Annotated in this window: 17 protein-coding genes; 10 read left to right on the top strand and 7 right to left on the bottom strand. The window is 40.8% G+C overall.

Going from position 1 to position 14,386, the window contains the following annotated elements:
* The 6 genes from K8F54_RS04280 to K8F54_RS04255 all read right to left on the bottom strand — a co-directional run.
* A partial coding sequence (locus tag K8F54_RS04280) for a LysM peptidoglycan-binding domain-containing protein (protein ID WP_290787512.1) occupies positions 1-3,029 on the bottom strand: 3,029 nt, incomplete at its 3' end.
* A gap of 515 nt (positions 3,030-3,544) precedes the next feature.
* A complete protein-coding gene (locus K8F54_RS04275; protein WP_290787509.1) occupies positions 3,545-3,925 on the bottom strand; it encodes a hypothetical protein in 381 nt (126 codons plus the stop codon).
* Between the two features lie 123 nt (positions 3,926-4,048).
* A complete protein-coding gene (locus K8F54_RS04270; RefSeq protein WP_290787506.1) occupies positions 4,049-4,498 on the bottom strand; it encodes a rhodanese-like domain-containing protein in 450 nt (149 codons plus the stop codon).
* An 18-nt stretch (positions 4,499-4,516) separates the two neighbouring features.
* Complete coding sequence (locus K8F54_RS04265) at positions 4,517-4,816, bottom strand: rhodanese-like domain-containing protein (protein WP_290787503.1); 300 nt, start codon at positions 4,814-4,816, stop codon at positions 4,517-4,519.
* A 107-nt stretch (positions 4,817-4,923) separates the two neighbouring features.
* A complete protein-coding gene (locus K8F54_RS04260; RefSeq protein WP_290787500.1) occupies positions 4,924-5,556 on the bottom strand; it encodes a thioredoxin family protein in 633 nt (210 codons plus the stop codon).
* 8 nt (positions 5,557-5,564) lie between these two features.
* The gene (locus K8F54_RS04255; protein WP_290787497.1) at positions 5,565-6,062 is read right to left on the bottom strand and encodes a TlpA disulfide reductase family protein; all 498 of its coding nucleotides are present in this window, start codon (positions 6,060-6,062) and stop codon (positions 5,565-5,567) included.
* A gap of 153 nt (positions 6,063-6,215) precedes the next feature.
* Between K8F54_RS04255 and K8F54_RS04250 the strand changes: the two genes are divergently transcribed.
* The 10 genes from K8F54_RS04250 (at position 6,216) to K8F54_RS04205 (ending at position 14,068) form a co-directional block, all read left to right on the top strand.
* Positions 6,216-6,680, top strand: a complete 465-nt coding sequence (locus K8F54_RS04250) for a MarR family transcriptional regulator (RefSeq protein ID WP_363299242.1) — start codon at positions 6,216-6,218, stop codon at positions 6,678-6,680.
* A gap of 22 nt (positions 6,681-6,702) precedes the next feature.
* The gene (locus tag K8F54_RS04245) at positions 6,703-7,269 is read left to right on the top strand and encodes a YceI family protein (protein ID WP_290787495.1); all 567 of its coding nucleotides are present in this window, start codon (positions 6,703-6,705) and stop codon (positions 7,267-7,269) included.
* A 177-nt stretch (positions 7,270-7,446) separates the two neighbouring features.
* Positions 7,447-8,844: an anthranilate synthase component I family protein gene (locus tag K8F54_RS04240; RefSeq protein ID WP_290787492.1), complete on the top strand. Its 1,398-nt coding sequence runs from the start codon at positions 7,447-7,449 to the stop codon at positions 8,842-8,844.
* A 1-nt stretch (position 8,845) separates the two neighbouring features.
* Positions 8,846-9,412 carry an aminodeoxychorismate/anthranilate synthase component II gene (locus K8F54_RS04235; RefSeq protein WP_290787489.1) on the top strand — a complete coding sequence of 189 codons (567 nt, stop codon included), beginning with the start codon at positions 8,846-8,848 and terminating at the stop codon, positions 9,410-9,412.
* Positions 9,413-10,411: an anthranilate phosphoribosyltransferase gene (trpD, locus tag K8F54_RS04230; protein WP_290787486.1), complete on the top strand. Its 999-nt coding sequence runs from the start codon at positions 9,413-9,415 to the stop codon at positions 10,409-10,411.
* The gene (gene trpC / locus K8F54_RS04225) at positions 10,408-11,190 is read left to right on the top strand and encodes an indole-3-glycerol phosphate synthase TrpC (RefSeq protein ID WP_290787483.1); all 783 of its coding nucleotides are present in this window, start codon (positions 10,408-10,410) and stop codon (positions 11,188-11,190) included. The genes trpD and trpC overlap by 4 nt, the downstream gene beginning before the upstream one ends.
* Positions 11,187-11,810 carry a phosphoribosylanthranilate isomerase gene (locus tag K8F54_RS04220; protein ID WP_290787480.1) on the top strand — a complete coding sequence of 208 codons (624 nt, stop codon included), beginning with the start codon at positions 11,187-11,189 and terminating at the stop codon, positions 11,808-11,810. Before trpC ends, K8F54_RS04220 begins: the two co-directional genes overlap by 4 nt.
* The gene (gene trpB, locus K8F54_RS04215) at positions 11,800-12,984 is read left to right on the top strand and encodes a tryptophan synthase subunit beta (RefSeq protein WP_290787478.1); all 1,185 of its coding nucleotides are present in this window, start codon (positions 11,800-11,802) and stop codon (positions 12,982-12,984) included. The genes K8F54_RS04220 and trpB overlap by 11 nt, the downstream gene beginning before the upstream one ends.
* Positions 12,985-13,094: 110 nt before the next feature.
* The gene (gene trpA, locus K8F54_RS04210; RefSeq protein WP_290787476.1) at positions 13,095-13,856 is read left to right on the top strand and encodes a tryptophan synthase subunit alpha; all 762 of its coding nucleotides are present in this window, start codon (positions 13,095-13,097) and stop codon (positions 13,854-13,856) included.
* An 83-nt stretch (positions 13,857-13,939) separates the two neighbouring features.
* On the top strand, positions 13,940-14,068 hold the full coding sequence (locus K8F54_RS04205; protein ID WP_290787473.1) for a 30S ribosomal protein THX: 129 nt from the start codon (positions 13,940-13,942) through the stop codon (positions 14,066-14,068).
* A gap of 77 nt (positions 14,069-14,145) precedes the next feature.
* Here the strand turns inward: K8F54_RS04205 and K8F54_RS04200 are convergent.
* On the bottom strand, positions 14,146-14,386 hold a 241-nt coding region (locus tag K8F54_RS04200; RefSeq protein ID WP_290787470.1), incomplete at its 5' end, for a T9SS type A sorting domain-containing protein.

Here is a 14,386-nt window from a genome sequence, read left to right as displayed (position 1 = left end):
TCATTCACAAAAGCACCAACCGACTTCAAGTTGCCATTAGCATGATATACCTTCCACTCTCCTACTTTGGCTCCGGACTTGTACATTCCTTCCGACTCAAGGACTCCATTGTCGCGATAGTATTTCCAATTTCCCGTTTCTTTACCCTGTAAGTAATGCCCAACGTATAGAATTTCACCATTGTGGTGATAATAAGTCCATTCTCCGGTTTTTACATTATCCTTATATCGACCTTCTTCAATTAATTTCCCATTGTGATCGTATTCTTTTACGATGTCTATATTGGGAGTTGAATTAATTGGTTCCGATTTCTTTTCAGAAATAGGCTCTGTGTTTACTTCGCTTTTAGTAATGTTGGTTGAATTATCTAAAGCAACCGTGAGTCGTTGCCCCACTTTAATATTATCATCGGTCAAATTATTCCATTGTCTTAATTCACCGATGGACACCTTATATTCGGCTGCAATTTTTCCTAAATAATCACCACTTCGCACCAAATAGTATACAGTTTTTGCTTCATCTTCAATTTCATTTCGCGTATTCGTTTTAACTATTAAGGCTGCATTTTCGGCTTCTGCTTTTTTGCGAGCTGCCTCTTGTATTTCAGCTTCACGCTTGGCAGCTTCTTCTTTGGCAACAGCCTCCTTGAGTTTTGCTTCTTTTAACTCAGCTTCAAGTTTGGCAGCTTCTTGCTCAGCGACAGCTTCCTTAGCAGCAATCGTTTTAAGGGCTGCTTCCTCTTCTTCTGCTTTTTTGCGAGCTGCCTCTTGTATTGCAGCTTCACGCTTGGCAGCTTCTTCTTTAGCAACAGCCTCCTTGAGTTTTGCTTCTTTTAACTCAGCTTCAAGTTTGGCAGCTTCTTGCTTTGCGGCAGCTTCCTTAGCAGCAATCGCTTTAAGGGCTGCTTCCTCTTCTTCCGCTTTTTTGCGAGCCGCTTCTTGTATTGCAGCTTCACGCTTGGCCACCTCTTCTTTTGCAACAGCCTCCTTGAGTTTTGCTTCTTTTAATTCAGCTTCCAATCTAGCAGCTTCTTTGAGCGCAGCTTCTTTAGCTGCTGCCTCTTTAAGGGCTGCTGCTTCTGCTTCGGCTTTTTTACGAGCCGCTTCTTTTAATTCAGCTTCGCGTCTAGCAGTTTCTTTTTTTGCTTCTTCTTTGGCAGCAGCTTCCTTCAGGGCAGCCTCCTTGGCAGCGATTTCTTTTTGTGCTGCTTCTATCCTCGCTGTTTCTTTGAGCAGTTCTTCTTTTCTGGCAGCATCTTTTAAGGCTTCCTTTTTCAAGGCTTCTTCTCTAATTGCAGCTTCCTTTTGTGCTGCTTCTATCTTTGCGGCTTCCTTCAATAGCTCTTCTATACGCGCTGCGTCCTTAAGCGCTTCCTCTTTTATTGCTACTTCTTTTAGTGCCGCCTCCTTCTGAGCGGCTTCGATCTTGGCAATTTCCTTTAAAGCGGCCTCTTTCGCAGCAGCTTCTCTGAGGGCAGCTTCTTTTGCTGCTGCTTCTTTTTTGGCCGCTTCTTTGGCTGCAGCTTCTCGTTTTGCGGCTTCCTTCAACTCGGCTTCCTTTGCAGCGGCTTCCTTTTCGGCGGCTTCTCTGGCAGCGGCTTCTTTCAGTGCTGCTTCTCTAGTGGCAGCCTCTTTCAAGGCTATTGCTTTTAATTCGGCTTCCCGTTTAGCTGCCTCTTCAAGTGCTTTCTCTTTGGCAGCGGCTTCATTGAGGGCGGCTTCCTTGGCGGCAGCTTCCTTGGCAGCGGCCTCTTTTAAAGCTACTTCTTTCAAGGCGGCTTCTTTGAGGGCAGCCTCCTTTTGAGCCGCTTCGATACGCGCTATCTCCTTCAGCGCCTCTTCTTTTAATGCTGCTTCTTTTAAGGCAGCTTCTCTGAGTTCAGCTTCACGTTTTGCAGCCTCTTTTAGCGCCGCTTCATTTTTTGCTGCTTCCTTTAGCGCAGCTTCTTTAAAGGCAGCTTCTTTAAGAGCGGCTTCCTTTAAGGCGGCTTCTCTTTGTGCGGCTTCTTTTAGAGCAGCTTCTTTTAGAGCTGCTTCCCGTAAGGCTGCTTCTTTTAAGGCTGCTTCACGCATCGCTGCCTCTTTTAATTCCGCTTCTTTTGCAGCGGCCGCTTTGAGTGCTATTTCTCTTTGTTCCGCCTCTTTTAGTGCAGTTTCAATAAGCTTCGCTTCCCGCATGGCGTCTTCCTTCTTTGCAGCTTCAATACTGGCAGCTTCTTTGAGTTGAGCTTCTTTTAAGGCGGCCTCTTTTAATGCTGCTTCTTTGATTTGATTGTCTTTGAGAGCCGAATCTCGCAACTCGGCTACCTTATTGGCAGCTTCATTGTTCATGGAGATGATCGTTTCTAATTTCTTGACACGATAAAGACGCTCGTCCAGTTCTTTCTTAAGATATTGTGCATAGGCTGCTTCTGTTTCTAAAAGACGCTGTTTTGCCTCCAACTGCGCCTGAAGATCATTATCTCCATCTGGCATGGTAGATGTATAGGGATTCTCTGCTTCTAAAAGTTCATTTCTATTAGCAATAAACTTATCCCTATCGAGCATTTCTTTGGTGCTTTCTTTTTTAGTAGTAACAGGCCCATTCATGGAAACCTGTGCTATCATGACATTGGGATTATTGGTTACCTGACTAGGATAGAGATCCCCTTGAGGTACGTATGGTATATTCTTCTCCTCCTCTTTGACCGCCGCAGCATATCCTTCATCGTGAAGTTTTCCAAGTTCATCGTAGTATTTCCAATCTCCAACTTTGTTTCCGTTAGCGTAATTGCCCACTGCAGCCAGTCGACCATTGGTGTGATAGCGTTTCCATTCACCCGTTTTCTTACCTTTTGAGTAGTGTCCGGAGGACTCTATTTTACCATTTTCGTAGTAAAATTTCCATAATCCGGTTTCTTCAGAGCCTGAAAAAGCTCCGGTATAATGCATATTTCCATTATCATATTGTTTGCCTACATAACTAATTTGTGAATGTGCTTCACGAGCAAATAGGCTTAGTATAAAAAGCAGTAGTAATTTTTTCATCATGCGGGGTATTTTACAATTAAAAAGCTTTTTAACATACACTGGGTACTAAGCAGCTTTACTTCAGCAAAATAAATGTAAGAAAATATACTTTCTACTAAAAATAGAATGGGATAAGTTCGATTTTCAGATTAAAACTACCGTTGAACTACCATATTTTGCTACCCTATTGTTAACTGAATACAGAAGAATTCTTCAAAATAGGTTATTGAAGAAATGGAACAATACCCGAATGAATAGAAAATTGGGTGCTAAACATGGAATTTTCGGCTTTATAAAAAAGAGTAGCAACTAAACGGTGAACAGTATTTAATGAAGACACGTTTAATCTTATTGAATGGGTTTATTCATCTTATATGAAGTCAGAAAAACAGCCAGTAAGATGGTACCGTATAACAGAAATACAATAGGTTTGGACAAGGGATGTAATAAATAATGGACGCCTAAAGCGGCTATAGCAACAGCTATTAATAAAACCCTTAGAGTGTACAAAATTAATTGAGGCATATTCTATTGTATTAGGCACTACATGCTATAGCCGAATTATCTGAAACCACATGATTGTAGTGGAATAACATATTCTGATAAAAACGGGATTGTCTTATTCCATTTTCTAGACATCCTTTTAAGGTTTCCTCCAAATTTGTATAGGAAATGGTCACAGATACCGCATCGTCCATAGTATATAACTTATCTAATGTCCTATTTGTTGTATGTGAGTTTAAGAGTGTAATGGTTTGAGTATCGTAATCGATAACAACATCCACCGCACTAAAGAAGAATTTTAGTAAAGTTTTTTGGAAGGTATAAAATTCACTATGTACATGTGGAATTTTTGCGCAACTTTTAGTGATAAGTGTACGCATCGCTTCTTGAAGAATCTGATTTTGAGTTTTCATTGCCATCTTGTTTTATACTAAATATACGAACAGATGGGCAGTTTGGATTTATTTTGACATCAGTTTAGCTTCAATTTAACTAGATACAAATCAATGTGTTAAAAAAATTAAGAAGCAGTAGTTTTACTCCTCCGTCGGTAGTTCTTTTTCCATCCATGCCGTAATCCCCCCGTCAAGATCATAAATCTGGGTGAATCCCATATCTACTAATAATTTGGCGGCACGGCCACTTCTTCCACCGCTTCGACAATATAGATAAACGGGTTTTTCCTTATCTAAAGCTTCAATTTGCTTCGCAAAGTCTTCGGAATTTATATTTATATTTTTGGCACCCGTCAAGCGTCCTTCCGAATATTCTTCGGGGGTTCGTACATCGATGAGTTGTATTTCTGAAGTGTTGCCTATTTGTTTCTGAAACTCATTCGGACTAAGTAAAATTGGTTTTTGCAGCTGTACAATTTCTACTTCGGTAACAGTTTCGGTTTCTAACGTACTATCTTTTTCTTTAGCATCTTTACATGCCACGACCAGCAGTACAATTGTGAGTGAAATAATCCAAGATACTTTTTTCATGAGGTTACTTTTAAAGTGTTATTTTCCTTCCCATTCAGAATAACCACCAAGTAAATTAAAGGTGTTTTCAAATCCCATAGACCTAAGGATGGCACAGGCCTGACCACTTCTTCCACCCGAACGACAATAGATATAATAGTTCTTAGAAGGATCCATTTGTTTGGCTTCGGCCATAAATTCAACGGCATTATAGATATCCAAATGCTTCATATTGGGAATACAGCCCTCGATCACTTCAATTTCGGTACGTACATCTATAATAATCGCGTTTTCGTCTTTTAAAAGTTGTTCTTTCCATTGGGCTTGTGATAAATCCATTTTGTATTTTTTTTGTAAAAATAATAATTCGGTTTTGGAAACCATAAAAAAACCGAAAACCTTTTTAAGGCTTTCGGTTCTAATCGAATAAAAATACGTTGATGATATTATTGTTTCACCGAACAACCAATTGCTTTGGTTTCTTTGAGTGTAACTTCTTTACCTGCCAGTAATTCATTAATGGCATTGGCCAGAAAACGCTCTTTAACCAAATCGGCTGTTCTCACGTTGTCGTCTATGGCTCCAATGTATCTGACAATTCGCTTTTTATTTTCCTTTTGTAATAGATATACATGAGGAGTTTTGACAGCACCGTATTCGGCATGTACCGTTTGACTTTCATCGTATAAATACGGAAAGGTAAAACCTTTTGCTTTTGCCTTTTCTTGCATCAATTCAAAGGTGTCATCCGGTTGTACTTCCGGATTGTTAGGGTTAATAGCAATGACAGGGTATCCTTTCGATTTAAATTCCTTGTCCAAGGCAATGATCCGGTCTTCACTGGCTACCGCATACGGACATGTATTACAGGTAAAGATGACAATAAAACCCAATGCATCCGGATAGTTATCATAGGAAACCATGGTGTTGTCCACATTTTTTAGATTGATATTGGCCGCTTCAGAACCAATGGTATAACCGGCGATGCTTTCCTCTGCTTCGGTAATTTTAAAACTACTGAAAGTGGCAATTCCTATAAGACAAAAAAACATTAGGATACTAAGTGATTTTGTTTTCATAATAGCTGTTATAAAATGATTTTTAATTCGTTTTCTAGTTCTTCGTAATTAAAAGCGCGTTCGTAAAATTTCCGAGTGGCGCTGTTGTAAATAATGGTGGCCGGGATGGCACCAGACCATTCCTTTGAAACCCTTGGAATCCAGCTATTAGCATCGGCATCATCTAATAGCACCACCTGCGATTTAATATTGTTCTTTTCAAGGAATGGGATCACCTGCGTCTCAAGTTTGTCGGGAAAGTCAAGACTTACAAATACTACCTTTACTTTGTCTTTGGCATATTGTGTATTGATTTTTTCAAAATACGGCATTTCCTTAACACATGGCTTGCACCAGGTGGCCCAAAAGTTTACTATATAGGTAGTATCATTATCCTTGGATAGTAAGGGTTGCAACTCGTCGAAATTAAACACGGGTACTTTCTCTTTGACCAATGCGACTTCCTTTTTGTTTTCAGCACAGGAGAAAACGACCATCAGTGCAAGGGTATACAACAAATGTTTCATCCTCTAAAAATATCTAAATAATTGATTGCTAAAAATAATTTAACAAATCATTGATAGTTAATTTTTGAATGCGCTAACCATCTATATTAAAATTGTGTTAAAATAGTCCAGCAATAATAGAATTATTATACATTTGTATATACAATTTTTGTTATGAAAACTATTACGATTGACGAAACGATAAAGTCCATACACAAGATGGCAATAAGTACGAAGACCGTAATAAATATAATGTATACCTCTCGTATAGTGGAAGAAACTATTTCGGGTGTCCTAAAGCCCTATGACCTAACCATTCCACAATACAATGTACTGCGTATTTTGAGAGGTCAAAAGGGAAATCCCGCAAATCTTTCTACACTTCAAGAGCGAATGATTGATAGGAATAGTAATACCACACGACTAGTAGACAAGCTTATTAAAAAAGAATGGGTAAGCAGACGTACCTGTGAAAAAAATAGAAGAAAAGTAGAAATATTTATTACTGAAAAAGGACTCGCCCTATTAAAAGAATTAGATACCATCACTGAAAATAATAATGAACAAATCTTGAAAAATCTATCCGATAGCGATCTAGAACAACTAAATCATCTTTTGGATACCTTACGCACATCTTAATATAAACTTTTAACAAACAACTATGAAAAATGTAATTAAATCGGTTGCCTTGGTAGCCATCTTCATTGCTGGATCGGCATTTACAACTCCTGTAAAAGAGAAAAAAGAAGTAAAAGAGAGTACCATAATCTGGAAAGGGAAGAAAATCCTTGGCTCACATACCGGAATCATCGAATTAAAAGAAGGATATCTGGAAATGGAAGGTGATGAATTAGTTGGCGGTGTCTTTGTAGTAGACATGACTACGCTTACCAATAGCGATTTAGAAGGTGATTCTAGAGCTAAGTTAGTGCGTCATTTAAAGAGCTCCGATTTCTTCGCAGTCGATGAACACCCAACTTCAACCTTGGTCATTAAAGGAGCTTCAAAGAGTGGAAATACATACGAGGTTCTTGGCGAATTAACTATTAAAGGCATAACGGCTCCGGTAAATTTTGAGTTAGAAATGGGTGCCACAGGTGCCAGAGCCAGCGTAAAAATTGATCGCACCATTTATGGTATTCAGTACGGATCTGGGAATCTAGCCGACAAATTAGCCGACAATACCATCTCCAATAAATTTGAGTTGGATGTGATACTAAAATTTTAAGCGACATTCACTTGTCATTTTAAATTTCATTTCTATATTTGAAAACGAAATTATGAATACAAACAAAATATATACTTGGTGGTGGAAAAACTTACGTCAATCGTCGTGAGCTAAAGCACTATCGTATATCCATATATACCAAGGCTTGTCATACACGACAAGCCTTTTTTTTATTTTATGAAATACCAGCTTACTACCTATTCAAAAAAACGACTCGCCGACACCCTCACTCCGGTATCGGTCTATATGCGACTACGCGATAAATTTCCAAACAGTCTGTTATTGGAAAGTAGTGACTATCATGCAAACGACAATAGCTTCAGCTATATCTGCTGTAACCCTATTGCCTCTTTTAAAGTGGAAGACGAAACCATTACCCAGCAATTCCCCGATGGAACCAAAATCTGTTCAGAAATTACTGCTGAAACACATATTCCTACGGTCTTGGCTACTTTTTCCGAGTCTTTTATTTCTGAAGACAATTCATTCAAATTCATCAACAATGGACTTTTTGGCTTTATGGCTTACGATGCCGTTCGTTATTTTGAAGATGTCACCATTACAAAGAAGGACAAAAATCTCGGCCTGCCCGATCTGTACTATGCCGTCTATCAAAATATTATAGCCATCAATCATTTTAATAACGAGGCCTATCTCTTTGCTCATTGTTGTAACACCGAAAATAACATCTCACAAATTGAACAATATCTAAAAACAAAGAACTTTTCGGAATATCCTTTTCAGCGAAAAGAAAGTGTGCATACCAATCTGGAGGATGAAGACTTCAAAAAACTCGTGCGAATTTGCAAAGAACATTGTCATCGTGGCGATGTGTTTCAAATTGTTCCCAGCAAGCGCTTTTCTCAAGGCTTTACCGGCGACGATTTCAATGTTTATCGCGCCTTGCGAAGTGTGAATCCATCTCCATATCTTTTTTATTTTGACTACGGAAGTTTTAAAATCTTTGGAAGCTCTCCCGAAGCACAACTCGTTGTTAAAGGGGACCGTGCCGAAATCCACCCCATTGCAGGCACCTTTAAACGCACCGGAAATGACGAACAAGACGCCGAATTAGCCAAACAACTCGCTAAGGACGAAAAGGAAAATAGCGAACATGTGATGCTAGTGGATTTGGCCCGAAACGATCTGAGTAGACACGGGTCTGAGGTAAAGGTTGAAACCTATCGCGAAGTACAATTCTTCTCCCATGTGATCCATTTGGTAAGCAAGGTGACTGCAAAAAAACACCCAAATACCCCTACCATGCAGGTAGTAGCCGACACTTTTCCGGCGGGTACGCTGAGTGGGGCACCCAAACATAAAGCCATGCAATTATTGGAAAAATATGAAAATAGGAGTCGGGAATTCTATGGAGGAGCCATTGGGTTCATGGATTTTAAAGGCAACTTCAACCACGCCATTATCATTCGTTCCTTTGTTAGTAAAGATCATACATTGCACTGTCAAGCGGGTGCCGGGATCGTATCGGGAAGTGATGAAGAAAAAGAATTACAAGAAGTATATAATAAATTAGGGGCACTAACAAAGGCCCTCGAACTCGCTGAACAACTATAATATGAACATACTAGTAATAGATAACTACGACAGCTTTGTCTATAATCTGGTTCACTACTTGGAGGAACTGAACTGCACCGTTACGGTAAAACGAAACAACCGTTTTTCTTTGGACGAGGTAGCCTTTTATGATAAGGTCTTGCTTTCACCGGGGCCTGGAATACCGGATGAAGCGGGTTTACTCAAAGAAGTCATCAAAAAATACGCAGCTACAAAACCCATCCTAGGGGTGTGTCTTGGCCAACAGGCCATTGGCGAAGTGTTCGGAGGCAAGCTTGAAAACTTAAGTGAGGTCTTTCATGGGGTGGCAACAAAGGCATCCATATTGGTAAAAGATGAACCCTTATTTAAAGGAATTGAAAATGAAATGGAAATTGGCCGTTACCATTCCTGGGTCGTTTCTAGAGATCAATTTCCTGAAATTCTTGAAATCACAGCCATCGATGAAAATGGGCAGATCATGTCCTTACGGCACAGGGAATACGATGTACGCGGGGTTCAATTTCATCCGGAAAGTGTACTTACTCCAAAAGGAAAGCAAATTATCAAAAATTGGATTGAAAGCTAAATGAAACAGATCCTCAACAGACTTATAAATCACGAGCAGCTCACCAAAGACGAAGCCCGGAGCGTTTTGGTGGCCATTTCGGAAGGGAAATTCAATCAGAGTCAGATTGCTTCCTTCCTCACCGTTTTTATGATGCGAACTGTGACTATAGCCGAATTGGAAGGATTTAGAGATGCCCTGCTGGATTTGTGCGTCGCGGTGCATTTTGAGGACTATAACACCATCGATCTTTGCGGTACAGGAGGCGATGGAAAGAACACCTTTAATATTTCAACACTCGCTTCTTTCGTAACCGCCGGTGCGGGAATAGCTGTTACCAAACACGGCAACTATGGTGTTTCCTCCATAAGTGGTAGTAGTAATGTACTGGAGTTTTTAGGAGTAAAATTCAGTAGCGATATAGATTTTTTAAAAAGGTGTTTGGACGAGGCAGGCATCTGTGTATTACACGCTCCTCTATTTCACCCTGCCATGAAAAACGTGGCTCCAATTCGTAAAGAATTGGGGGTAAAAACTTTTTTTAACATGCTAGGCCCCATGGTAAATCCCACCTTTCCAAAAAACCAAATGGTAGGCGTCTTTAATTTGGAATTAGCGCGAATGTACGGCTATCTCTATCAGAAAGACACTAAAAATTACAGCATCGTTCACGCCATGGATGGCTACGACGAAATTACCCTCACCGGCCCGGCAAAGGTGATTTCAAATACTTCAGAAAAAATAGTACAACCGACAGATTTCGGACTTGAACCTATTCAGAGTTCCGAGATTTACGGCGGAGCAACCGTAAAAGAGTCGGCAGAACTATTTGTGAATATTTTATCCGGAAAAGGAACAACAGCACAGGAACATGTAGTTTGTGCGAATGCCGCCCTGGCCATTTCGACGGTGGTGGGTTGTCCAATTCGAACGGGATTTGAAAAGGCAATAACTTCCCTGCAGTCGGGTAAAGCATTGGCTTCGCTTCAAACAGTGCAAAAACTTAGCGCAAAGAGATGACCATTTTAGATAAAATAATCGCCTATAAAAAACTGGAAGTTGTGGCTAGGAAAGAAGTCTTGCCGCTTGGTGTTTTAGAGAAGACCGTATGCTTCGAACAAGCTACCGGATCGTTATCGGAAATGCTTAAAAACTCAAAAACCGGTATTATCGCAGAATACAAACGCCGATCACCCAGTAAATCGGTCATTAATACACATTCCATGGTTCATGACGTCGTCAAGGGGTATGAGTATGCCGGAGTCTGTGGCATATCAATTTTAACCGACACCCATTTCTTTGGGGGATCTATGGACGATCTTGCATTGGCACGCGATACAACTGAAATTCCCTTACTTCGGAAGGAATTTATTATCGACCCCTACCAGATCTACGAAGCAAAAGCATTCGGTGCAGCTGTTATTCTGTTGATCGCAGCCGTTTTGAATCGAAAACAACTTATAGAATTTTCTACCATCGCTAAACGTTTAGGATTGGAGGTACTTTTGGAAGTTCACAACAAAGAAGAATTAGAACGCGTATTAGTACCTACGGTTGATATGATTGGGGTTAATAACCGCGATTTAAAAACATTTGAGGTTTCATTGGACACCAGCAAGGTGCTCTCGCCCCTAATCCCGGACGAATTTGTCAAAGTTTCGGAAAGCGGCATCAGCAGTACAGAAGCCATTAAGGAATTAAGAGCCTATGGTTACCAAGGTTTTTTGATGGGAGAACATTTTATGAAAACAGACAAGCCCGGTAGCGCTGCAAAAACGTTTATTCAATCACTCTCATGAAAAAGCCGAAACTCAAGATCTGTGGCATGAAATACAATACGGCCGAAGTAGCCGAACTTCGTCCGGACTATCTGGGCTTTGTCTTCTATAAGCTAAGTCCGCGATTTTTTGACGGAGTTATTCCTCCTATTCCTTCGGGAATTAAAAAAGTGGGGGTTTTTGTGGATGCTTCGGTAGCGGAAATTGCTGAAAAGGTCAAAATACACGAGTTGGATATAATTCAATTACACGGAGAAGAATCTCACCAAATGTGTGAAAAATTAATTCAAAATCCACGCACAGCCCATATAAAAATATGGAAGGCCTTTGGTGTAGACGACAGGTTTAATTTTGATCGCCTACCTCCTTTTGAACCCTTGGTAGACAAATTTCTCTTTGATACCAAAGGAAAGAACAAGGGCGGTAATGGCATTACTTTTAACTGGGAGGTGCTAAAGAAGTATCCTTCAGAAAAACCCTTCGTATTAAGTGGAGGTATCGGACTCCAAGCACTGCCCGGCCTACGACTATTGTTAAAGACGCGACTTCCAATCCATGCTATCGATATCAATAGCAGGTTCGAAAAAGAACCCGGAAGAAAAAATATAGACTCATTAAAACAATTCATGGATGAACTATAATGTAAACGACAAAGGCTATTACGGAGAATTCGGCGGAGCCTACATTCCTGAAATGTTGTACCCGAACGTGGAAGAACTTCGTCAAAATTATTTGAAGATCATAAAGGATGATTCCTTTCAGAAGGAGTTTGAGCAGCTACTCAAAGAATATGTAGGGCGACCTACCCCACTCTATTATGCGAAACGCTTTTCAGAAAAATACAAAACAAAGGTCTATCTGAAACGAGAAGACCTTTGTCATACAGGAGCCCACAAGGTGAACAATACCATTGGGCAGATACTTATGGCAAAACGCCTAAACAAAACACGGATCATCGCCGAAACAGGTGCCGGACAACACGGGGTCGCCACGGCAACCGTTTGCGCCTTGATGGGTTTGGAGTGTATTGTGTATATGGGTGAAATCGATATCAAGCGCCAAGCGCCCAACGTGGCACGTATGAAAATGCTTGGTGCCAAGGTAATTCCCGCAACCAGCGGCAGTAAAACACTCAAAGACGCAACAAACGAAGCAATTCGAGATTGGATCAACAATCCTACCAACACACACTATATTATTGGCAGCGTAGTTGGGCCACATCCCTACCCCGACATGGTGGCGCGCTTTCAAAGCGTGATCTCTAGGGAAATCAAATGGCAACTATTAGAAAAGGAAGGCCGCGACCAACCCAATTATGTGGTTGCCTGTGTGGGAGGCGGTAGCAATGCGGCAGGTGCCTTCTATGCGTATCTCAACCAACCTGAAGTTGGATTGATCGCTGTGGAAGCAGCGGGGAAAGGAATTCATAGCGGTGAAAGTGCCGCCACCTCCGTATTGGGCAAAATGGGGATCATCCACGGCAGCAAGACGCTCCTTATGCAAACCCATGACGGGCAGATCACCGAGCCCTATTCCATTTCGGCAGGGCTGGATTATCCGGGAGTGGGCCCTTTGCACGCACATTTATATACAAGCGGCCGTGGGGAATTCATTTCAATAACCGATGCTGCCGCCATGCAGGCGGGGCTTGAACTCTGCCAGTTGGAAGGTATTATTCCCGCTATCGAGAGTAGTCACGCGCTTGCTATTTTTAAAGATCGGAAGTTTAAAAAAGAAGATGTGGTGGTGGTCAATTTGAGCGGGCGTGGCGACAAAGACTTAGCTACATATATAGAATATTTTAATTTAAAATAGGGCGTTTCCCCGCGTATGCGGGGTCGGGCTTTCAGTGCTACACGCCTTTCCGCACAAAGCCACTCGAAAAGGCGGGGTAGCTTGCTTCAATCCCTAACGCAGAAAAGAACATGAACAGAATAACACAACGACTTTCGGAAAACAAAAAGATACTTTCCATTTATTTCACAGCGGGATATCCCAACTTAGGTGATACCATCCCAATACTTAAGGAATTGGAAAAAAGTGGTGTGGATATGGTCGAGATCGGACTACCGTTTAGTGATCCGCTAGCCGATGGTCCAACAATTCAGGCCAGTTCAACCAAAGCCTTACAAAACGGAATGACAACGGCCCTGTTGTTTGAACAGTTGAAGGAGGTTAGAAAATCCATTTCAATTCCGCTCATCCTTATGGGCTATTTTAATCCTGTATTGCAATATGGTGTAGAAGCCTTCTGTGCAAAATGTTCGGAAATTGGTATTGACGGACTCATCCTTCCGGATCTTCCATTGGCCGAATTTACCAATGAATATCAGCCAATATTTAAAAAACACCATCTTATCAATATGTTCCTAATCACCCCCCAAACCTCAACAGAACGCATTCGTCAAATAGACGCTATTTCCGAAGGCTTTATTTATATGGTGAGCAGTTCGAGTACGACCGGAAAGCTGGACGGTTTTGGAAGCCTACAAACCAGCTATTTTAAACGTATAGCAAAAATGCAGCTTCAGCATCCTCAAATTGTAGGATTCGGAATAAATAATGCAACAACCTTTTCGATGGCAACGCAACACACGAAGGGAGCCATTATTGGCAGTGCCTTCATAAAAATGCTAACACAGCAAGGCGTAGGTGGTATTTCAAAATTTACCGCAACGATTAGATAGTTTTAACGCTTGTTTAGCAGATTATTAATACTTTTTTTGCGCATCATTCCTTACCTTATGCTAAATCAGAAAATTAAAAAGCAATGGGAAAAGGTGACAAAAAAACCAGACGGGGAAAGATTGTACTAGGTACTTTCGGAAAACTTCGTCCAAGACGTAAAAAGTTTAGCTTGCGAAGTCAAACTTTAAAAGGAAAACCTAAAGATTCTTAAATCAATTGTATCTAAAATTAAAAACCCCCTTCCGTTTGGAAGGGGGTTTATTTTTGGTTGGTTATTGGTTTACAAGTTTACTCTTTAATGAGTCGTTTTACAACGCTAGCTTGTTCACCATTTATTTGTACTACATATACTCCCGATGCCAAGTTGGAAACATCGATGACCTTTTCTCCCTGCATATCTTGCAGATTGATGTTCATCACTAGTTTTCCGTTGATATCGTAGATCGCAGCTTTTTCAAGCTGGATGTTCGAGCTGTTTGAAATAGTCACCTGACTGTTAGCCGGGTTAGGATACATGGCAATGGCAACA

This window comes from Altibacter sp. (genome assembly GCF_019913785.1).
GTDB lineage: Bacteria > Bacteroidota > Bacteroidia > Flavobacteriales > Flavobacteriaceae > Altibacter.
Note: the sequence above shows the minus strand (reverse complement) of the source record. Positions and strands in the feature narration are given on the sequence as shown.